The 19,571-nt window shown below is 44.2% G+C and carries 20 protein-coding genes; 12 read left to right on the forward strand and 8 right to left on the reverse strand.

The window, feature by feature from the left end; translation table 11 throughout:
• Positions 1-282: 282 nt before the first annotated feature.
• From QZX97_RS02025 to QZX97_RS02045, 5 genes are all read left to right on the forward strand, one after another.
• Positions 283-831, forward strand: a complete 549-nt coding sequence (locus tag QZX97_RS02025; protein WP_295651644.1) for an ORF6N domain-containing protein — start codon at positions 283-285, stop codon at positions 829-831.
• A gap of 174 nt (positions 832-1,005) precedes the next feature.
• Positions 1,006-1,797 carry a hypothetical protein gene (locus QZX97_RS02030; protein ID WP_295664090.1) on the forward strand — a complete coding sequence of 264 codons (792 nt, stop codon included), beginning with the start codon at positions 1,006-1,008 and terminating at the stop codon, positions 1,795-1,797.
• 2 nt (positions 1,798-1,799) lie between these two features.
• Positions 1,800-2,981, forward strand: a complete 1,182-nt coding sequence (locus tag QZX97_RS02035) for an AAA family ATPase (protein ID WP_295651648.1) — start codon at positions 1,800-1,802, stop codon at positions 2,979-2,981.
• 374 nt (positions 2,982-3,355) lie between these two features.
• Complete coding sequence (locus tag QZX97_RS02040) at positions 3,356-4,246, forward strand: terminase small subunit (protein ID WP_295651650.1); 891 nt, start codon at positions 3,356-3,358, stop codon at positions 4,244-4,246.
• A gap of 391 nt (positions 4,247-4,637) precedes the next feature.
• Positions 4,638-4,766: a hypothetical protein gene (locus tag QZX97_RS02045; protein WP_295651652.1), complete on the forward strand. Its 129-nt coding sequence runs from the start codon at positions 4,638-4,640 to the stop codon at positions 4,764-4,766.
• 86 nt (positions 4,767-4,852) lie between these two features.
• Here QZX97_RS02045 and QZX97_RS02050 read toward each other — a convergent pair whose 3' ends face one another.
• Entirely contained in the window at positions 4,853-6,232 is a 1,380-nt protein-coding gene (locus tag QZX97_RS02050; RefSeq protein WP_295651654.1) for an aspartate kinase, read from the reverse strand.
• A gap of 146 nt (positions 6,233-6,378) precedes the next feature.
• Here QZX97_RS02050 and QZX97_RS02055 point away from each other — a divergent pair, with 146 nt between their 5' ends.
• Complete coding sequence (locus QZX97_RS02055; RefSeq protein ID WP_295651656.1) at positions 6,379-7,140, forward strand: hypothetical protein; 762 nt, start codon at positions 6,379-6,381, stop codon at positions 7,138-7,140.
• Here QZX97_RS02055 and QZX97_RS02060 read toward each other — a convergent pair.
• Positions 7,137-8,171: a LacI family DNA-binding transcriptional regulator gene (locus QZX97_RS02060; RefSeq protein WP_295651658.1), complete on the reverse strand. Its 1,035-nt coding sequence runs from the start codon at positions 8,169-8,171 to the stop codon at positions 7,137-7,139. The two genes, QZX97_RS02055 and QZX97_RS02060, sit on opposite strands and share 4 nt — an antisense overlap.
• Before the next feature lie 160 nt (positions 8,172-8,331).
• Between QZX97_RS02060 and QZX97_RS02065 the strand changes: the two genes are divergently transcribed.
• From QZX97_RS02065 to QZX97_RS02080, 4 genes are all read left to right on the forward strand, one after another.
• The gene (locus QZX97_RS02065) at positions 8,332-9,813 is read left to right on the forward strand and encodes an FGGY family carbohydrate kinase (RefSeq protein WP_295651660.1); all 1,482 of its coding nucleotides are present in this window, start codon (positions 8,332-8,334) and stop codon (positions 9,811-9,813) included.
• A gap of 53 nt (positions 9,814-9,866) precedes the next feature.
• Entirely contained in the window at positions 9,867-11,198 is a 1,332-nt protein-coding gene (xylA, locus tag QZX97_RS02070) for a xylose isomerase (RefSeq protein WP_295651662.1), read from the forward strand.
• Positions 11,199-11,245: 47 nt separating this feature from the next.
• Positions 11,246-12,982 (forward strand): sodium/sugar symporter, encoded by a 1,737-nt coding sequence (locus tag QZX97_RS02075; protein WP_295651663.1) that lies wholly within the window; start codon positions 11,246-11,248, stop codon positions 12,980-12,982.
• Positions 12,983-13,100: 118 nt separating this feature from the next.
• A complete protein-coding gene (locus QZX97_RS02080) occupies positions 13,101-13,736 on the forward strand; it encodes a rhomboid family intramembrane serine protease (protein WP_295651665.1) in 636 nt (211 codons plus the stop codon).
• Here QZX97_RS02080 and QZX97_RS02085 read toward each other — a convergent pair.
• The gene (locus QZX97_RS02085; protein ID WP_295651667.1) at positions 13,733-14,722 is read right to left on the reverse strand and encodes a hypothetical protein; all 990 of its coding nucleotides are present in this window, start codon (positions 14,720-14,722) and stop codon (positions 13,733-13,735) included. The genes QZX97_RS02080 and QZX97_RS02085 overlap by 4 nt on opposite strands.
• Before the next feature lie 54 nt (positions 14,723-14,776).
• Here QZX97_RS02085 and QZX97_RS02090 point away from each other — a divergent pair, with 54 nt between their 5' ends.
• Complete coding sequence (locus QZX97_RS02090) at positions 14,777-15,805, forward strand: dipeptide epimerase (protein WP_295651669.1); 1,029 nt, start codon at positions 14,777-14,779, stop codon at positions 15,803-15,805.
• Between the two features lie 33 nt (positions 15,806-15,838).
• Here the strand turns inward: QZX97_RS02090 and QZX97_RS02095 are convergent, their stop codons facing one another.
• From QZX97_RS02095 to QZX97_RS02105, 3 genes are read right to left on the reverse strand one after another with little or no spacing between them, the layout of a single operon-like run.
• A complete protein-coding gene (locus tag QZX97_RS02095) occupies positions 15,839-16,744 on the reverse strand; it encodes a prohibitin family protein (RefSeq protein WP_295651671.1) in 906 nt (301 codons plus the stop codon).
• Positions 16,745-16,767: 23 nt separating this feature from the next.
• A complete protein-coding gene (locus tag QZX97_RS02100) occupies positions 16,768-16,956 on the reverse strand; it encodes a DUF6358 family protein (RefSeq protein ID WP_295651673.1) in 189 nt (62 codons plus the stop codon).
• Positions 16,956-17,270 (reverse strand): rhodanese-like domain-containing protein, encoded by a 315-nt coding sequence (locus tag QZX97_RS02105; RefSeq protein WP_295651675.1) that lies wholly within the window; start codon positions 17,268-17,270, stop codon positions 16,956-16,958. Before QZX97_RS02105 ends, QZX97_RS02100 begins: the two co-directional genes overlap by 1 nt.
• 133 nt (positions 17,271-17,403) lie before the next feature.
• Here QZX97_RS02105 and QZX97_RS02110 point away from each other — a divergent pair, with 133 nt between their 5' ends.
• Positions 17,404-18,522, forward strand: coding sequence for a DUF4407 domain-containing protein (locus QZX97_RS02110; RefSeq protein WP_295651677.1), 1,119 nt, complete (start codon positions 17,404-17,406; stop codon positions 18,520-18,522).
• Here the strand turns inward: QZX97_RS02110 and QZX97_RS02115 are convergent.
• Positions 18,519-18,884, reverse strand: a complete 366-nt coding sequence (locus tag QZX97_RS02115; protein ID WP_295651679.1) for a hypothetical protein — start codon at positions 18,882-18,884, stop codon at positions 18,519-18,521. The genes QZX97_RS02110 and QZX97_RS02115 overlap by 4 nt on opposite strands.
• A 2-nt stretch (positions 18,885-18,886) precedes the next feature.
• The gene (locus tag QZX97_RS02120) at positions 18,887-19,192 is read right to left on the reverse strand and encodes a type II toxin-antitoxin system HigB family toxin (protein WP_295651681.1); all 306 of its coding nucleotides are present in this window, start codon (positions 19,190-19,192) and stop codon (positions 18,887-18,889) included.
• Positions 19,193-19,571 lie beyond the last annotated feature (379 nt).

The raw sequence follows: 19,571 nt of genomic DNA on the forward strand, positions 1-19,571 counted from the left end.
CTGGAAATTGGTAAAGAGCTTCTCTTGATAGTTTTTCTTCCCTTGCATGATGTTAAGATACTAAATATCAATATCTTAACAAAATATTATTGAAAATAATCCTTTCGTTGCGCAACAGCCACGGCACGCGTGCGCCAGCACGGGATTGATATGTTATGAGGTGGTCGCAATTTGCGACCACCTATGGAGGACACTATTTTAAAACTTTAAATTTTGATCTTAAAACGTATTTTTACAAATGCGAGGTGGTCGCAATTTGCGACCACCTCTATATATTAAGGCATGGAAAAAAACAAAACAGATCTGGCCGAGACCAAAATACCGGATGAAGTAATTGTTGACAAAATAATTCTCCTTCGCGATAAAAAGGTAATGATAGACCGTGACTTGGCCATTCTTTATGGTATAACCACTAAACGTTTAAACGAGCAGGTAAAACGTAATAGCAGGCGATTCCCTGATGACTTTATGTTTCAGATAACACAAATAGAAAAAGACGAACTTATACGAACGTTTGAACATCTCGACAGCCTGAAATATTCGCCGGTACTTCCCTTTGTATTTACAGAACATGGTGCGGTTATGCTGGCAAGCGTTTTAAATAGCGACCAGGCAATAGCCGTAAACATCCAGATCGTAAAAGTTTTTACCCGGATACGCGAGATGCTTGCTGACAATACTGAATTGAGGTTAGATATGGAAAAAATTAAAGCCCGGTTAAACAGCCAGGACAAAAACATAGAGCTTGTTTTTCATTATCTGGATGAACTTTTAGAGAAAAAGGATGAGGAACCGAAACCCCGTAATCCGATAGGTTTTAAATTAGGGTAGGTGCTGCTACTTTTATGAAAAGATTACGGGCATAGGCGTCCGAAGTTGGAAAATCGGAGAGCGGGGGAAAAATAATTTTATTATTTTTGTATATTATAATCCACTTTCACCTAATCTCTACTAATGATATTCAATATATACTATATAAATTTTCCTAAAGTATACGAAATTAAGATGATGCTTAGTAATGTGATTGCTTTGGGAGGAGAGTTGCGACAAGAATCTTCTGAAGGAAAAGAAATTGATTACAGAGGTAAGTTGGGAGTGAAGTTTATGACGCTTTTTTCAGGCGAAATAGAAGCAGGGAAAAAAACCACTGGCTCCGATTCTCAAAAAGTGCTCGAAACTTTTGAAATTAAAACAACTAAATCTATAATACTAAGCGAAATTTTGGAGAGAAGTAGAGTAGTCACAGATTTAAAAGAACTTACCGAAGGCGAGCTTCTTAGAATTGACAATGTAAATCTATCACTCGAAAATGAAACGGAGTTAAGAACAGTAAAATTATTTGCAAACGGTTCGTTTAAAGGTCTTGCAATACCGGGTGCAAACGGATTAGATATAAATAATATTTTTAATTCAATGTTTAAAGACTATGCCTATAAACTAAAAGGAAATATAGCCGATGATAATGACGAAATTATTGTTAAAATACCGTTGACATTTGAAAGTGAATTTGAAAGCTCTTATAGTGTTGACGACCTTTTTATCGGAAAAATATCATTGGTTGGACTTTACAAAGGGAAAATAAAAATGGATTCTTTACGAAATTCATTTGATTTTTTTCAGGAAATGGGTATGGCGCAGACTACAAATAATAACGCAAGCAGTGAAGTACAAGAGAGTCAACATTCTAAGCCTAAACCTTTCTCCTTAACTAAGAGTGCTAACCATTCAAAAGAATATCACTATATAGACTTATTGGCAATTGTACAAAACATTAACATCCCGACTGGTAACAAGTAGATATGGGAAGAGAATTGTTGTTTTTTACAAAAGAGAATTTCATCGCTTTTCGTATGCAAAAAAAGGAAGAGGGCGTTGAAATTATTAGTATAACAGATTATCTTCAGAATTTCGATAAGATTTCCGAAATAGACGATGATACTCAAATTGTAGATATAACTTCTATTGCATCAATTAATGAACTCCAATACAATGCAGAACGAGTTTTCCCCTTATTTAATCAAAATACACTTTTTATCGCTGATAAAAAAACCGAAGAAATACTCAGCTATAATCTAAGATATTGTTTCGAAGAATTTCGAGATTTAGTTGTGCCAACACATATTGATAGCCCTATTAGTATTGAAAAAATTATGTTAAAAACGGCTCCTAATCACAAAAAAATTGTCGATTTGGACTCCAGTCAACTTAAAGATTTTCTATTATCTTTTTTTAATCATATATACGGACAGGAGAAATTCAAAAGTGATTTATCTGACCTGATTAATAGTTTTAGAATCTTTAACAAGTTAGGAGAGCATAAAATACTTTCGCTCTTTCTAATGGGAGAATCTGGCGTTGGTAAAACGGAAGTCGCAAGAGCAATTCATAAGTGTTTAGGCGGTAAAAAGAAACTTGCTAAAATTAACTTTGGGAACTATAGTAGCGACAATGCTTTAAATTCTTTAATAGGAAGCCCAAGAGGGTATATCGGTAGTGAAGAAGGCGAAATATTCATAAGAGTTAAAAACTCAGATACCGGTCTAATTCTGATTGATGAATTTGAAAAGGCAAATTATATGTTATTTAACTACTTTTTAGATGTTTTAGAAAATGGGAAAATAGTAAGTTCTCAGGCGGAAGAGATAGACTTAAATGGCTTTATCATAATTTTCACATCGAACATTAGCAAAGATGATTTTGAGAAAAATATTTCGCCAGAATTGCGTTCTAGGATTGATTATAAATGCCTTTTCACGCCATTATATAACGAGGACAAGCTCAAATTTTTAGAATTTAGAGTGAATGATGTGATTGAAAAAATCAAAGAACAGTTTGGCGCTGAATTGTCACAAGAAATAATTCAGGAAATTATTGATAAAGTGGACGTTAGTAAGTATTCTAACATGCGAGACTTAAATAAGATGATTAAGGATACTTTCGTTAAATATTTAATAACAAATGGTTTGTATAATTCCCACTGATCGAAGATTAAACCCTCGTCCTAAAATTAAAATGTGTTAAGCTCTGCCTGTCTGCAAACTGGTTTCAGCCTAACTATACAAGCACAATACTTACAATATTTTAGGACGATTTACGCTGCGCTAAACTTTGGACAGTGATTAGTTGACTCACCCCGACTGCTCCGTCGGCTGGCAGATGGTCGGCCCGCTCTCGCCACGCGGAAAGAGGGTGAACAAAGGATTTTTATATTTCTTTTGTAATTTTTGTAATAATAAATTATTCTTCGTATATTGCAGATAATTTGCAATAAAACACCTTTTTGTGCCTGTTAACCTCTTTTTGGGGTTAGGCTTGGCTATGCTTTACACTGTAATTAAAACCAATAAATTGATATATGAAAACCATTGATGCATTTACACTGACACCTAAACAACAACGCTTTTGCGATGAGTATTTGATGGACATGAACGCCACCCGCGCGGCCTTGCGGGCCGGGTATACGCAGGCTACGGCCATGAACGGGCAACTGATGGAAATGCCCAAGATACAGGCTTATTTGAAGGAGCGGACTGCGGAGGCGAGTAAGAAACTACAGGTAAGCCATGAAACACTTTTGGGCGAACTGATGAAGGTTGCCTTTGCCAATATGGGTGATTATTTTGGGGATGATGGTCGCGTGAAGCCTATGCAAGATATAGTTGATGATAAAAAGTCGGCGATATGGAGTTTGAAGGTTTCGGAAGGGAAATATGGCACTACCGTGCAACTAAGGCTTCACAATAAGTTGGCGGCTTTGGAAAAGATTGCCAAACACATTAAGTTTTACGAAGCGGAGCAAAAAAAGCCGGTGGAGGAAGCCGTTTATGTGGACAAGGAAGACCTGAACGAGGATGACCGCTTTGAAGATGATAGTATTGACGCGCTGGATAAGGATTTATACGAAAAAAAGGTAAAACTTGAAACGCTGCAACGGGAATTGTATTTAAAAGAACGGGATTTAAAGGAACGGGAGGCGGATTTGGCGACAAGGGAGGTGGGTGTTCGGGCTGCCATCGCAAATGCCACGGCGGCTGAAACGGCTAAACCGGTTGAAGCTGTTAAGAGCGCGGTGGCCGCGGCTCCTAAAGCTGCGCCGGGGCCTTATGATAAACCGGTAGCCGGGCAAAATAAGCCCGTCAATGTGAACTCCAATAAATTTAACGAGCCTATTGGTTACCGCCTGGAGCAGCAGCGGAATTTGAGCCGTGCAAAGCCGGAGAAGTATTATTTTGGGTGGAAGTTGTGAGTTTGGTTTAATGGTTCATTGGTTCATTAGTTCATTGGTCCTGTCGCGGGGTTATTTGGTTGGCGGGTTACCTGGCGCTTGTGGGGTAGTGATCCGTTAGCTAACGGACGGCATGACGGGTTGGTTTAAACACCCATATCGCGGGTCAGCTCATGTCATTTCGAACGAGGCACGAGAGAGAAAACTTCTGCGCATGAAAGGCAGCGGGAGTCCGCTCGGAGAGGTTTTCTCCCTGCGGTCGAAATGACATGGTGGAGGTTGGTGGTGGATGGTTTTTTTTAACACCCATATTTACCCGTGAGTCCCGATAGCTATCGGGACGCAAGGCGCAGAGCGCGTGGCGCATGGCGTAAGAGGAAAAAGTTTTTTTAAAGAACACCCATAAATACCCATGAGTTGGTTCATTAGTTCATTGGTCATCCCGATAGCTATCGGGAGTCCATTGGTGCCTGTCGCTTGGTTACCTGTTTGGTGGGGTGCCGATCCGTTAGCTAACGGACGGCGTGACGGGTTGGTTTAACAGCCATGTTTACCCATGAGTTGGTCATTTGGTAATTGATGCCTGTCGCGTGTGGCTGTCGAAGCACTGAATGATACGCAAGCAGTTCATTCCCCCATCACCTCGTTCAGCACAATAATGGCTTCGTCAAAGCGCTCGCGGGCGATGAGGAACTGGATGTTCACCTGGCGCAGGGCAAAACCGGCGCTCTTAATGTCGATACCCTTACTGGCCAGCGCCCCTGCCGATTTGGCCAGCAAGCCCGGCTGGTCGATATTGGAGCCGATGAGGCAAACCATGGCCACCGGCTCAACGGTTACCTTTTCAAACAGGTCTTCCAACTCGCTGATGAGCTTTTTCTCAAAGTCCTTTTCCCAAATGACGATGGAGATGCTGTTAGCGCTGGTAGCCTTAAAGTTATAGCTGATGCCCATATCGTAAAACACCTTCATAATTTGGTAATCGCTACCTACATTGCCTACCATCAAAGGGTCGTATATGTCGATGATGAGCAGTTTGGTGGTACCTGTAATCACTTCCACGCGTTTGCTCGGGCATACATAGTCCTTGGTAATCAGCGTGCCGGGGTGCTCGGGCTCAAAGGTATTTTTAATGCGCAGGTTAATGTTGTTGATCTCGAGCGGTTTTGAAGCTTTCGGGTGTATGGCTTCCATGCCTACGTCGGCCAGTTGGTCGGCAACGTCATAATTGGTAAAGCCTACGGGCACGCAATTGTCAACCCCAACCAGCATTGGGTCGGCGCTGCACAGGTGGTATTCTTTATGGATGATGGCTTCGCCAGGGTTTACGGCCACGGCTATTTTGCAAAAGGTAACCTCGCTGTAACCACGGTCGAACTCACGCATAATGCCCTCGGTGCCTTTGGCGTAGCCGGTAACAATGCAGATGGTTTTGGTAAAGTCGATATTGGCGAAAGTATGCTTAATGCGCTGGTCGATGGTGTACGATTTATGGTCGTGAAAGCCACTCAAATCCACCAATGTAGCATGTATGCCCATGTTCTGCAATATATTGGTGAACACGAAGGCGCTGTGGCTTTCGCCGATGGAAGCCAAAATTTCGCGGGCGGCTTGCAGGATGCCCTCTTTGCTCACATAACCCGAACCGAGGATATTGGCCAGGTTATCCAGGTAATGCTGGGCATCGCGCACGCGGGTTTCGATGAACTCGTCGGCAATGGCTAAATCCAAACCCAAGGGCACGTACTTTTTGTTGATGTCCTGCAGTTTGATGATGAGGTCGTTGATGCTTTGGTGAAAGTCCTGGTATTTGGCAATGCGGTGGTATACGCCGGGTTCGCCGGTCTTTTTGTTTTCGAGCAGCAGGTTGGTTACGCCCGAAAAGGCCGAAACTACAAAGATGCGGTTGTACAGCTCATCGCCGGTACGGTTATATTGTATGATGTTTGTGATCACATCGCTCAGAGCACTCATAGATGTGCCGCCTATTTTTTCGACTGTTAGCATTGTTTTAATCAGGCCTTTTTTTGACCAAGTGGGCGCAAATTTATGAAAATAGCTTTAACCTGTCGACTAATAATTCGCATCAGCCACAAGTAACTTTTTTGATGGAGTATGCTGGTTTGCAGGTAATCACCTATTTTTATCGGTATATGAAGAAACCTTTACTTTTTGCGGCCGTGCTTTTATTGGCCGGCTTTAGCCTAAAAGCCCAAAACAACTACGAAATACAGGTTTACGGTGCCGAAACCGTTGAAAAAGGCCATACCATGTTGGAGCTGCACAGCAACTTTACCACCATTGGCAGCACCGACGTGCAGGACGGGGTATTGCCTACCAACCACGTAGAGCACGAAACCATCGAAATAACCCACGGCTGGACACCCTGGTTCGAAACAGGTTTCTACTTCTTTAACTCCATCGGCGCCGATGGCAGTACCGGTTATGTGGGTTCGCACATCCGCCCGCGCATTGCCGCTCCCGATAGCTGGAAATGGCCGGTAGGTGTAAGTCTGTCGGTCGAGTTTGGCTTCCAAAAGGCAGCATTTTCAGCAAGCACGGCTTCTTTGGAAATAAGGCCTATCGTCGATAAAAAATGGGGCGGCTTGTATGTAGCCCTCAACCCCACGCTCGACGAAAGTTTTGCCGGCCCCGAAGAAAGCGGCCTTATATTTTCGCCCAATGTAAAAGCAAGCTATGATGTGAGTAAAGTGGTTGCCTTAGGCTTCGAATACTACGGCAGCACCGGCCCGGTTTTCAACTGGGACAAACTATCCAACCAGGACCACCAAATCTTCATCGCCACCGATCTCAATTTCAGCGAAAACTGGGAGTTTAACGCCGGCTACGGCTGGGGCTTAACCCAACAAGCCGATAAGGGCATTATCAAAGTAATACTGGGCCGCAGATTTTAAAGTCCCCGTTTTAACGACGATTCACGGATAATCATCTCCGATTTAAGTACGATGGATTCCGTTAGCATCATATCCGTCACCTCACGCAAGTGGTTGATGAGCGTACGTGCCGCCACTTCGCCCATTTCGTAGCTTGGATAGTTGATGGTGGTAAGGTTAGGGTCCACCAGTCCCGATATCGGGTCATTGTTAAAACCCGCAATGGCAATGTCTTTCGGTATGTTGATGCCGGCCAGTTTCAGTTGGCGCATACAGTAGGCGGCAAAAGCATCGTTGGTAATAAAAGCGCCATCGGGCATGGGTTTAATTGCCAATATCTGTTTAGCGGCATCCACGTTAGGGCCAATATGCTCATCCATATAGTTGATGATAAGCAGGTCGTCGGTGTATTTGAGGCCATTATCCAGCAAGGCCTTTTTGTACCCATTAAACCTTTCCGAGTACACATTACGGTTCAGGTTACCGGTAACATGCACTATTTTTTTGCAGCCCTGCTCAATTAAATGCGAGGTGATTTGGTAAGCCGCTTTAAAGTTATCTATCACCACATTGGGGCAATCCTTATGCTTGTAAACCCTGTCAAAAAACAAAAGGGGTATCTTTTTTTCGATGAAAACTTCAAAGTGGCTGATGTCCTCGGTATCATAAGCCAACGATGCCATCACACCGTCCACACGGCTGTTGAACATGGTATTGGCATTGGCAATTTCCTTGGCTGTACTCTCTAACGATTGGCTGATGATAAGGTTATAACCCGCTTCGCTGGCCACTTTTTCCATGCCTGCCAAAACGGTGGCTACAAAATAGCTGTCGAGCCTGTGAACAATTACGCCAATGGTATTGGTACGCTTTAACCGTAAACTGCTGGCAAAAGTGTTCGAACGGTAACCCATTGCTTTTGCGATATCGGCAATCCTTTTCTTGGTCTTGCGGCTTATGGCCGGGTGGTCGCGAAGGCCGCGGCTCACCGTTGCCGGCGAAATATCGAGTGCTTTGGCAATGTCGTATATCGTTATTTCTTTATTTTTCATTTAGGATAATGAATGATAATTTTCAGGTTGATACAAACTAACTGAAAAAAAACAGCAAATAAAATTTCAATCGGTTGCATTTTTAAAATTAATCAATAATTTTACCCCTGAATTAGTGTACGGTCAATACTAATATCCATTTATAAACAAACAAATTTGAATGCTGCTTCTTGGTATTGATGTTGGTACGTCTTCGATAAAAGTGTCGGTAGTTGATGCAATTGCGCAAACATGCGTTGCATCGGCGCAATATCCCGATGTGGAATCGCCCATTGTGTCGCTGCTTCCCGGTTGGGCCGAGCAGTCGCCCGAAATGTGGTGGCAACATGTGCAAAAAGCCATCCTATTGGTACAAAAGCAAGGGAATTTTAATCCCCACGACATAAATGCCATTGGTATAGCCTATCAAATGCATGGTTTGGTATTGGTTGATAAAGACCAGCAGGTATTGCGCGACAGCATCATTTGGTGCGATAGCCGTGCCGTGGCCATTGGCGACAATGCTTTTGAACAGATTGGCGAGGAAAAATGCCTCAGCCATCTGCTCAATTCGCCGGGTAACTTTACGGCGTCAAAATTAGCGTGGGTAAAAGAAAACGAACCTGACATTTACAGTAAAATCGATAAGGTAATGCTGCCCGGCGACTTTATCGCGATGAAACTGACGGGCGATATCACCACCACGGTTTCGGCCTTGTCAGAGGGTATATTTTACGATTTTTTATGCAACAAAATATCCGACGATGTAATGAACTTTTTCGGGTTCGACGAAAGTCTTATCCCCGGCATCAAAGCGGTATTTTCTGAACATGGATTGCTTAAACAATCGATTGCTAACAGCCTCAATTTAAAAGCCGGCATACCGGTAAGCTATAAGGCGGGCGACCAACCCAATAACGCGCTATCCTTAAATGTTTTAAAGCCGGGCGAAGTAGCAGCCACCGCCGGAACATCGGGCGTGATATACGGCGTGAGCGACAAGCTGGCTTACGATAAAGAGTCGCGGGTAAATACTTTTGCGCATGTTAACTATACCGGGCAAGAAAAACGTTTAGGCGTGCTGTTGTGCATCAACGGAACAGGCAGTTTAAACCGCTGGACAAAAAACCTGGTTGGCGAACAAATGAGCTACAGCCAAATGAATACCGAAGCGCAAAATGTAAAGCCCGGCAGCGACGGTTTGTTTGTACTCCCTTTTGGTAACGGTGCCGAGCGTATGCTCAACAATAAACTCATCGGGGCGCATTTCCAGGATATTGATTTGAACCTGCATACCCGGGCGCACATTTTCAGGGCGGTGCAGGAAGGTATAGCGTTTTCATTCCGCTACGGCTTGGATATCATGCGCTCAAACGGAATGAACCCGACCATCATCAGGGCCGGCAAAGCCAACCTGTTTTTAAGCGACGTGTTTACCCAGGCATTTGTAGATGTTACCGGAGTGCCTGTCGAACTATATAACAACGATGGCAGCGTTGGCGCGGCTATTGGCGCGGGAATGGGTTGCGGCATATTTGCGTCGGCAGCCGAAGCTTTTACCAAAGCTAAAGTCATTCAAACTATAGAGCCTGGCAGGCAGGACTACGAACCGCTTTATCAGGAGTGGAAATCACTATTGCAGAAACAGTTATCAGCACAATAACAATATAAAATTTATTCAATTATTCAATAAATCAGTCATTCAATCATTATATTATGTCAAATATCGTTTTAGGAGAAAAGGAGTTTTTTAAGGGAATAACACAAGTTAAATACGAGGGTCCGAAAACGGATAACCCTATGGCTTTTCGTTGGTACGATGAAAGCCGGGTTGTAGCAGGTAAAACATTGAAAGATCATCTGCGCTTTGCAGGTGCTTACTGGCATTCGTTTGTGGGCAACGGAGCGGACCCTTTTGGCGAGCCCACACATATCTTCCCATGGAACGCGAAGGCTGATGCCGTTGAACGTGCCAAAGATAAAATGGACGCTGCTTTTGAGTTCCTCACCAAAATGAACCTTCCTTTTTACTGCTTTCACGATGTGGACGTGGTGGACTATACCAACGATATCAACGAAAACGACCGCCGTTTACAAGCCTTGGTTGAGTACGCCAAACAAAAGCAAGCAGCAAGCGGTGTAAAATTGTTATGGGGTACAGCCAATTTGTTCTCCAACCGCAGATATATGAATGGCGCATCAACAAATCCCGATTTTCATGTGCTCGCTCATGGGGCGGCACAAGTTAAAGCGGCTTTGGATGCTACCATTGCTTTAGGTGGCGAAAATTATGTGTTTTGGGGCGGCCGCGAAGGCTACATGACCTTACTGAACACCGACATGAAACGTGAGCAGGCGCATTTTGCAAAATTCCTGCATACAGCTAAGGATTATGCCCGCAAAAATGGGTTTAAAGGTACTTTCTTTATCGAACCAAAACCTTGCGAGCCATCAAAACACCAATACGATTATGATGCTGCAACCGTTATTGGCTTTTTGCGCGAGTACGATTTGCTGAACGACTTTAAATTGAACCTGGAAGTTAACCACGCCACATTGGCCGGCCACACATTCCAACATGAGTTACAAGTGGCTACCGATGCCGGCATGTTAGGCTCGATAGATGCCAATCGCGGCGATTACCAAAACGGATGGGATACCGACCAGTTCCCTAACAATATCACAGAGATTGTGGAAGCCATGCTGGTGATATTAGGCGGCACAGGCCTGCAAGGCGGAGGTATAAACTTTGATGCCAAGATACGCCGTAACTCGACCGATCCGGCCGACCTGTTTTACGCCCACATTGGCGGTATGGACATTTTTGCCCGTGCGCTGATTATTGCAGATAGCATCTTGCAAAAAAGCGAATACAAAAAGATTAGGACAGAGCGCTATGCTTCTTTTGATACCGGAAAAGGTAAGGCTTTTGAAGAAGGCAAGCTATCGCTTGAAGACCTGCGTCAATATGCAATTGAAAACGGCGAACCTGCCGTTTTAAGCGGAAAACAAGAATATTTAGAAAACTTGATTAACAATTATATTTGATTTATAATTGTAGACCAAACAATTATAAAAAAACCTAAATTACAAATATGAAACCAGCCCAAGACTTGGTCAATTCACTCCATTTTGGCGATTACATGGTATTCGCGTTTTACTTTGTCGTTGTCGCCGCCTACGGTTGGTGGATATATCAACGCAAAAAGAATGTTAACGCTACCTCCAACGATTACTTTTTAGCCGAAGGTTCGCTAACCTGGTGGGCTATCGGTACTTCACTAATTGCCTCAAACATCTCTGCCGAACAGTTTATCGGTATGAGTGGTTCAGGTTTTAAAATGGGACTGGCCATATCAACCTATGAATGGATGGCTGCTGCCACCTTGGTTATCGTAGCTGTGTTTTTTATCCCGGTGTATCTTAAAAACAAGATATACACCATGCCGCAGTTTTTGCACCAGCGCTACAATGGCACGGTAGCAATGATTATGGCCGTGTTCTGGTTGTTTTTATACATCGTAGTGAACTTGCTTTCAATTTTGTATTTAGGAGCTATAGCCATCCACGGCATAGCGCCCGAACTATCTATCGGTTGGTGTATTATTTTACTCGCCGTATTTTCAATCATCATTGCCCTTGGCGGGATGAAGGTTATTGGTTATACAGACGTTATACAGGTATTCTTTTTAATATTGGGTGGTTTAGTCGCATCATACGTTGCACTGAATTTGGTAAACAGCCCAACCGAGCCATCAAGTGTGGGTGGTATGTTTAGTGGTTTAAAACAGGTTACCACGCAAGCCAGCGACCACTTCCACATGATATTCCACAAAGACAATAAGAACTATGTTGATTTGCCGGGACTAAGTGTTTTACTGGGCGGTATGTGGATTACCAACTTAAACTATTGGGGCTGTAACCAATACATCACCCAACGAGCTTTGGGTGCCGATTTGAAAACTGCCCGTAGCGGTATTTTATTCGCGGCATTTTTAAAGTTGCTGATGCCGGTAATCGTGGTTATCCCGGGTATCGCAGCTTATGTATTGTACCAAAGGGGTATGTTCCATACAGCTGATGCTGCCGGTATGCTTACGCACAACGGTATCACCGATGTAAACAAGGCTTATCCATCCCTATTAAACCTGTTGCCTACTTACATGAAGGGTTTAGCTTTCGCTGCCCTTACAGCAGCAATCGTTGCTTCGCTTGCGGGTAAGGTAAACAGTATTGCCACCATATTTACGCTCGATATCTATAAAAAAGCCATTAACCCCGAAGCATCCGAAACCAAACTGGTAAACCTTGGAAAAATATCGGTAGCTGTAGCCATGGTTATGGGTGTAATATTGGCTTATTTGGTAGGTGAGGCGCTGATGGGCGAAGGCAAACAGGGCTTTAATTATATACAGGAATACACGGGTTTCTTTTCACCGGGTATCCTGGCGATGTTCCTGTTAGGTTTCTTCTGGAAAAAAGCAACATCAAATGCAGCCTTGTTCGCTACAATCGGCGGTTTCGTTATGTCTATCGTATTAAAGTTCCTGCCAAAATTTGCCGATTTGAGCTTTTTAACCCCTTACGGTTACTATGCAAAGAACTATGCCAATGCCGGAGCATACGAAATACCGTTTTTTGACCGTATGGGCTTTGTTTTCATTATCTGCGCTGTGGGTATGTATATCATCAGCATTATCGAAACCCGCAATGGTGTTAAACCTAAGGCCCTTGAGGTTGATACAAAAATGTTCAGGGTTACCCCGGGCTTTGCAATCGGCTCGCTTGTTATTTGCGGTATCTTAACTGCATTGTACACTATATTCTGGTAAAATTCAAATCAAAATATCCCAAAATCCCGACTACAAAACGTAGCCGGGATTTTTTTTGAGCGATAATTGACCGTGTCATTAAAACGTGTATCATTGTATACCGTAAAACACACCCATAGTGGACGAGCTTTTGATTTACCTTAAATACGCGCCGGTTGCTTCGGTTATATTCGCCGTTACTTTAATTACCTCATTACTCGCCTTTTACAGCGAGGAAGTTTATGGCAGATTTATATTGAACCCATACCGGGTAGCCCGTGGCGAGTCAACTTACACCCTGTTTACCAGCGGCCTGATTCATAAAGACTGGATGCACCTGTTTTTTAACATGATGACCTATTACTTTTTTGCCTTCGCCCTGGAGCTGCGGATAGGCCACTGGCAATTTGGTTTGCTGTATGTAGCGAGTTTAATACTGAGCGATATACCGACGGTAATAAAACAGCGCGAAAATTTTTGGTACCGCAGCTTGGGTGCATCAGGTGCCATCAGCGGGGTGCTGTTCAGCTATATTATGTTTAACCCGATGGCGCAACTGGGTTTGATGTTAATCCCGATACCCATCCCTGCTATATTGTTCGGTGGTTTGTACCTGGCTTATTGTGCCTATGCTTCGCGAAGGAATTTAGGGGGTATTAACCACGATGCGCACTTTTACGGAGCTTTGTGCGGGGTAATCATTACCATTATCCTCAACCCGGCTTCGGTATTTATCTTTTTCGATACCTTATCACGCGCTTTGGGCAGGCGTTAGATAGGCTGGTTTATCGTATCGGCAGGTATAAAGTTCTCTTCTTTATCCAACAAAAAACTCATGGGGTGCTCCGGGTTTTTGATAATTTCGAGCAGTAAAAAGCCCCAGGGTTTCCAAAAAGTTTCGAGCACTTGTCCGTAGGTTTTGCCCAGCCAGTCATCAAACAACGGCTTGGCGCTCATCCCTTTCAAACCCATCGCTTCTAAGTATACCTCATCACCAACAGGTAAAATATCGTACTCCGGCAAACGGTTAAAAAGATATGCCGAGTAAAATACCCGCCCGCTAAACTCTTCGAATTGTATAGGGTGCAGGGTTTGGCCTTCAATCTTGCTTAAGATGTTTTTGTGATAGTTCCGGTTTGCACCGTTATCCTGCAAACAGATAACCAAACCAAAATCCCTAACCCGGATGGCGAAAGTGAGTGTATTGATTTCGTCGCGGTAAGCAAATTCGTTTTCGTGGTTGTTTACCTTAAACAGGAACAGGCTAAAGGGCTTAAACTCTTCAAAAATGATGGGCTTGTTCAAACTCTGCAGCATTAAGTGCAGGTTACTGAACTTATGGATGATGGATTGCGAAATATTGAACTCCTCGCCCTGCGCATGCGACTGGCGGATGGCTATCTGCAATTCATTAAAAATAATGCCGTACAACAACTTGCCCGCCCACAGGAACAATTGCATCTCGTCCAAAACCTTAACGGCATCATAACCGCCTTCAAAGGCATCGGCAATCCTTTGCTCCAATGGCTCCAGATATTGTTCGTTAATGGCAGCTGAGCAGGGTATTTTAAGGTCGCCATAAGTGGCCATGCTTTCATCCAACAGTTTAAAAGGTTGTTGTTGCAGGTTATAACGGCTCATTAACCAGGCCGGGAAAACGGCTATCTTTTCTTCGGACGATGAAAGCGTTTCGCCGCTCAAAAAGCATTGCTTGTTGCTGAAGTTGAACGATTCGAACGGCTTGTATAATTGTACTGACATTGCCGCAAAGATAAGATTGAATATGGAATGAATTTTTTAGATTTGACATTTAACATGCAGCTGACTTACCAACCCTTCGAACTGGAGCTAAAGCACACGTTCACCATCGCAAAATTTTCGCGTTCATCAACCCCATTGATGTTGGTGCAATTGCACCATGATGGTTTTACAGGTTATGGCGAAGCCAGTATGGTGCCTTATATGGGCGAGAGCTATGCCTCGGCAACAGCCTTTCTGCAGCAGGTGGATGTGAGCAGGTTTACTTATCCTTTCGATTTCGAAGCCATTTTGGATTACCTTGACGAGATAGCACCGGGACAACCTGCCATAAAAGCCGCTATTGATATTGCTTTGAACGACCTGAACGGCAAACTAAAACAACAACCCTGCTGGCAACTGTTGGGCAGCGACCCTGTGCAAATGCCCGTAACCAGTTTTACCGTAGGCATTGCCTCGCCCGATGTGATGGTGCAAAAGCTAAAAGATGCCAAAGGTTTTAAAGTGGTAAAGGTAAAGCTCGGGAGTAGCGACGACAAAGGCCTCATCAACACCATACGCAGCGTAACCGATGTGCCATTATATGTGGATGCAAACCAGGGTTGGAACGACTGCGAACAAGCGCTCGACCTGGTGTATTGGCTGCACGAACAAGGCATCAAACTGATAGAGCAACCCTTCAGCAAAACCGACCCCGATAGCAATGCCTGGCTAACCGAACGCAGCCCTATCCCGATCATTGGCGACGAAGCCGTACAACGTTTACCCGACGTGGCCAAAGCGAAAGGCATTTATCACGGTATCAACATCAAACTGATGAAATCGGCGGGCATGTTTGAGGCCAAACGGATGATAGACGAAGCCAACAAACTTGGTCTCAAAATTATGATAGGCTGCATGAGCGAAACCAGTTGCGCCACCCTGGCCGCCGCCGCGCTTGCCCCCCAATGCCACTGGGCAGATCTGGACGGGCCATTCCTTACCGTCAACAACCCCTATAAAATGCCGGACTTTTTGGATGGCCGGTGGGTATTAAACAACGGATTCGGTTTAGGCCTCAGCCTAACCGAATCCGTATCCAAATAACTAAAACACTTCCTTTAAAGGGGAGGAGCTTCATTAATCTTTCCCCAATATGATCGGCGCGGTTTTACCGCTGCCCATGATAATCACCTTGGTATTTGGCGACAGTGCAATCTCCTTTTGGGCTTTGATGGCCTCGTATTGTAATTGCTTGTCGGACAAGCCGGTCGACAGAATCTTCTGATAATCAGCTATACCTTGTGCCTCCACACGTTTACGATCGGCTTCCTGACGTTCCTTTTGCAGTACGAACTGCATTTTCTGTGCGTCCTGCTCAGCGTTGATCTTCGACTCGATACTGGCCTTAACCGATGCCGGTAACGAAATGTTGCGCACCAATACCTGTTGCAGTTCGATGCCGTTTTTGGCGAAGCTGGCGCTGATGTCATGGTATATCTTTGCCTGGAACTCCTGCCTTTTGGTCGAATATAAGGCAACAGCTTCGTATGCTACCGCATTGTCGCGAATGGCGGTGCGCGATACCGGACGCACGATCTTCTCTACGTAATCTGTACCCAGGTTTTGCAGGATAAAAGGCGTTTTATCCGGGTTAACGCGGTAAAGTACCGAAAGGTCGATGGTAACTTCCAAACCATCCGACGAAAGTACACGTATGGCATCATCGCCTGTTTTATCGCCCTCGTTGGTTACGGCGCTCATGGTATAGTTTTGCGTCCGCGAATCGAACTCTGTAACATCAACCACCGGGTCGATAAAGTGCAGGCCGCTTTCCAATACATCTTTTTGTACGCTGCCAAAAAGCGACTGTACGCCTACTTTGCCCGGCTCGATAATTTTTACCGACGACATGACCAAACCAACCAGTACCAGCACTACGCCGCCAATGGTAATGGCACCCGAAAACCTCGCGTTTGGCGAAGGTGTGTTTTTTATCACCATGCCGATAACCAGCATAATGATACCAAGAATTGCTATGAACATTGTTTTGAGTTTAGACGGGAAAGTTACGGATTTTTCCCCATGTTGCGGATGTCTTTTATCAGGCGCAATTTAAAGATAAAAATCATGGCGCCGATAAAAACAAGCCCCATTATATAAGGCCAGTTACCATGTTGATAGCTAAAGTAAATACCTACAAGGCATATGATAATGCCTATGTTGTACAAAACGTTGAGGAGTATTTTAAGGCCCATCAGTAAACTTCCATGGTAGGGTCAATTTCTTCGGCCCATGCCAGTATACCGCCGCTCAAATTGTACAGGTTGGTAAAGCCATAAGGCTCCAACTGCATAATGGCTACCGCGCTGCGTTTGCCGCTTCGGCATTGCATAATAACCGGTTTATCGGTAGCTATTTTGTCTTTCTCTATCAGGATGCCCGCCAATGGTATCAGCGTTCCGCCCAGGTTCGACATTTCATACTCAAAATCTTCACGAACGTCGATCAGTTGGAAATCTTCGTTATTGTCCATTTTTTCTTTTAGCTCCTGTACGCTTATTTCCTTCATGTTGTACTGTTTATAGTGCAAATATACAGGTTTAAATGAAATAAATATGAACCCATATTATACAAACGCCTGTAACATTAGCCATCAGCCGGCGTTTAATAGCAAATGGCTGCACAATTGCCATAAACAACGGATGAGAAATATAACCCGCTTTTTTTGGTTCTGCTCGGGCGCGCATATCGACACGCTAAAAAAATACCCCATCGAACACAACAAGTATGTGGGCATAGGTGCAACCATATTTTTTACCGCCTTGTTTGCCACCCTTTCGGGCGGGTATGCCATGTACTTCGTTTTTAGCGGCGATGCCTTTGCCGTAGGCTTTGCCATCCTTTTTGGTTTGATATGGGGCCTGGCCATTTTTAATATGGACCGCTACATCGTCAGCAGCATCAACAAACGCGGTACCATCAACCAGCAGATTATGCAGGCCTCGCCGCGTATTTTGTTGGCCATCATGATCGGCCTCGTCATATCGCGCCCATTAGAGCTAAAGATATTCGACAAAGAGATCCGCGCCAAGCTGCGCACCTCATATCTGCACGGCCAAAAAAGCAAGATCGACACCCTGCAACTGGCCTATAACAAAAAGTACAGCCAGGAGCTCGGCAAAACCGGCGACCTGAAACACGAGCGCGACTCGCTCACCAAAGACATCAACCGCTCACGCTTCCAACTCAACCAGGAGGTTTTTGGCGATAAGAGCAACCAAACCTCGGGCATTGTGGGCTATGGCACCTATGCCAAACAAAAGCAGGCCGTATTGCAGGAAAAGCAGGACCGCCTCAAAGTAGTGCAGGACGAACTCGACAAAAGCGACAACTTCCTCAACCAACGCAAAAACCTCGACGGCCTCAACAACGTGGTGCTCTTCAGCGACCACCAGCTCGACAGCCTGAGCAACGTGGCCGGCTTTGCCGACCGTAACTGGGCCCTCGGCCAGCTGGCCTTTCGGCCGGATGGTACCCGCGACATCGATACCTGGCTTGCCGAAAGCTTTATTGGCTACCTGTTCATCCTGTTCGAGTGCCTGCCGGTTTTTGTAAAGCTCATGTCGCCCAAGGGGCCTTATGACGAAGCCGTTTCACGCATCGAAGACGCCAACCTGCACTTCGCCGAACGCGACAAAGAGCACGAGATAACCGTTACCGACCAAAACTTCGACCACCGCCTCAAAACCGACATCGACAAGCGCCGCAAAATCATCACCGACCAGGCCGACTACGACCTCGGCAAGCATAGGTTTGATTAAATCGTTTCTAAGATCAGGTTCCCATCGATATGTAGCTTGGTGTGAAGCTTTTTGGCGATGTTGATGTTTATCTTCTTTTTGCCGCTCAAAATCGAACTCAATGTTGAATTTGGTATTTCAAGAAAAGCGGAAAATTCCGACTTGTTCATTTTCTTTTCGTACATCAAATTTTCCAAAACATCGGTTATACTGGTTTGTAATGGCATGGGGTATTTTTCCATTTCAAAACGTTCCACAGCTTTTGATAACAATTCCAATTCCTTTGTTTCCGCAGGAGTTAACGCGCTAAATCCCTTGGCTATAAAGGCTTCAATTTGCGACAAAGCCGCATAATATGCTATGTTGTTTTCAATAAGTTCCATTTTTAAAGCTGATTTAGTTTACCTCTTTTGTTCAAATCATCATACTCCGCATGGGTAAAAATCCCACGTATATAAAGCGTTCTGATATCAAAATGTATCATCGCGATAAGCCGGTAGTTATTTCCACCAATGTCAAATACATATCTGTCATTCCCAATCGCGTCAATAGAGTTGAAATACTGTTTAACTTCCGTAAAGTTTTTCCAATCAGCTCTTTTACATTTATCAAACCATTCGTTAAGCGGTACAGCCGCTCTTGGATACTTCGCCGCAAATAAATGAATAACGCCTTTGGTAATAATAACCATTCAAAAAGCTTCTTTAGTAAAGTTACAAATTATTTCGCATATTGCGAAATAATTTATCAAATCACTTCAAATCTAAGTTCCCATGCCCTACAGTCAACAAAGCGATATGGGTAAACATGGCTGTTAAACCAACCCGCCATGCCGTCCGTTAGCTAACGGATCTGCACCCCACCAAACAGATAACCAAGCGACAGGCACGAATGAACTCCCGATAGCTATCGGGATGACTAATGAACTAATGTGTCACGTCCTGAAAAAAGTTGACTGATTTGGTGATACAATTATTGTTAATTAAGTTGACTATTTATTAAAGGTTTTACTTCTCTTTTATAAGTTTTTATTTTGATGTTTTTTTGCATGTGCATTTGTTTAGGTGTAA

The organism is uncultured Mucilaginibacter sp., assembly GCF_903893715.1.
GTDB lineage: Bacteria > Bacteroidota > Bacteroidia > Sphingobacteriales > Sphingobacteriaceae > Mucilaginibacter.

Coding starts and splice junctions, on each gene's coding strand:
- QZX97_RS02055 (WP_295651656.1), top strand. CDS start 6,379: ATGAAGAAACCTTTACTTTTTGCGGCCGTGCTTTTATTGGCCGGCTTT.
- QZX97_RS02110 (WP_295651677.1), top strand. CDS start 17,404: ATGAGAAATATAACCCGCTTTTTTTGGTTCTGCTCGGGCGCGCATATC.
- QZX97_RS02085 (WP_295651667.1), bottom strand. CDS start 14,722: ATGTCAGTACAATTATACAAGCCGTTCGAATCGTTCAACTTCAGCAAC.
- QZX97_RS02050 (WP_295651654.1), bottom strand. CDS start 6,232: ATGCTAACAGTCGAAAAAATAGGCGGCACATCTATGAGTGCTCTGAGC.
- QZX97_RS02075 (WP_295651663.1), top strand. CDS start 11,246: ATGAAACCAGCCCAAGACTTGGTCAATTCACTCCATTTTGGCGATTAC.
- QZX97_RS02100 (WP_295651673.1), bottom strand. CDS start 16,956: ATGGGCCTTAAAATACTCCTCAACGTTTTGTACAACATAGGCATTATC.
- QZX97_RS02045 (WP_295651652.1), top strand. CDS start 4,638: ATGAGTTGGTTCATTAGTTCATTGGTCATCCCGATAGCTATCGGGAGT.
- QZX97_RS02090 (WP_295651669.1), top strand. CDS start 14,777: ATGCAGCTGACTTACCAACCCTTCGAACTGGAGCTAAAGCACACGTTC.
- QZX97_RS02030 (WP_295664090.1), top strand. CDS start 1,006: ATGATGCTTAGTAATGTGATTGCTTTGGGAGGAGAGTTGCGACAAGAA.
- QZX97_RS02115 (WP_295651679.1), bottom strand. CDS start 18,884: ATGGAACTTATTGAAAACAACATAGCATATTATGCGGCTTTGTCGCAA.
- QZX97_RS02035 (WP_295651648.1), top strand. CDS start 1,800: ATGGGAAGAGAATTGTTGTTTTTTACAAAAGAGAATTTCATCGCTTTT.
- xylA (WP_295651662.1), top strand. CDS start 9,867: ATGTCAAATATCGTTTTAGGAGAAAAGGAGTTTTTTAAGGGAATAACA.
- QZX97_RS02120 (WP_295651681.1), bottom strand. CDS start 19,192: ATGGTTATTATTACCAAAGGCGTTATTCATTTATTTGCGGCGAAGTAT.
- QZX97_RS02025 (WP_295651644.1), top strand. CDS start 283: ATGGAAAAAAACAAAACAGATCTGGCCGAGACCAAAATACCGGATGAA.
- QZX97_RS02065 (WP_295651660.1), top strand. CDS start 8,332: ATGCTGCTTCTTGGTATTGATGTTGGTACGTCTTCGATAAAAGTGTCG.
- QZX97_RS02095 (WP_295651671.1), bottom strand. CDS start 16,744: ATGTTCATAGCAATTCTTGGTATCATTATGCTGGTTATCGGCATGGTG.
- QZX97_RS02105 (WP_295651675.1), bottom strand. CDS start 17,270: ATGAAGGAAATAAGCGTACAGGAGCTAAAAGAAAAAATGGACAATAAC.
- QZX97_RS02040 (WP_295651650.1), top strand. CDS start 3,356: ATGAAAACCATTGATGCATTTACACTGACACCTAAACAACAACGCTTT.
- QZX97_RS02060 (WP_295651658.1), bottom strand. CDS start 8,171: ATGAAAAATAAAGAAATAACGATATACGACATTGCCAAAGCACTCGAT.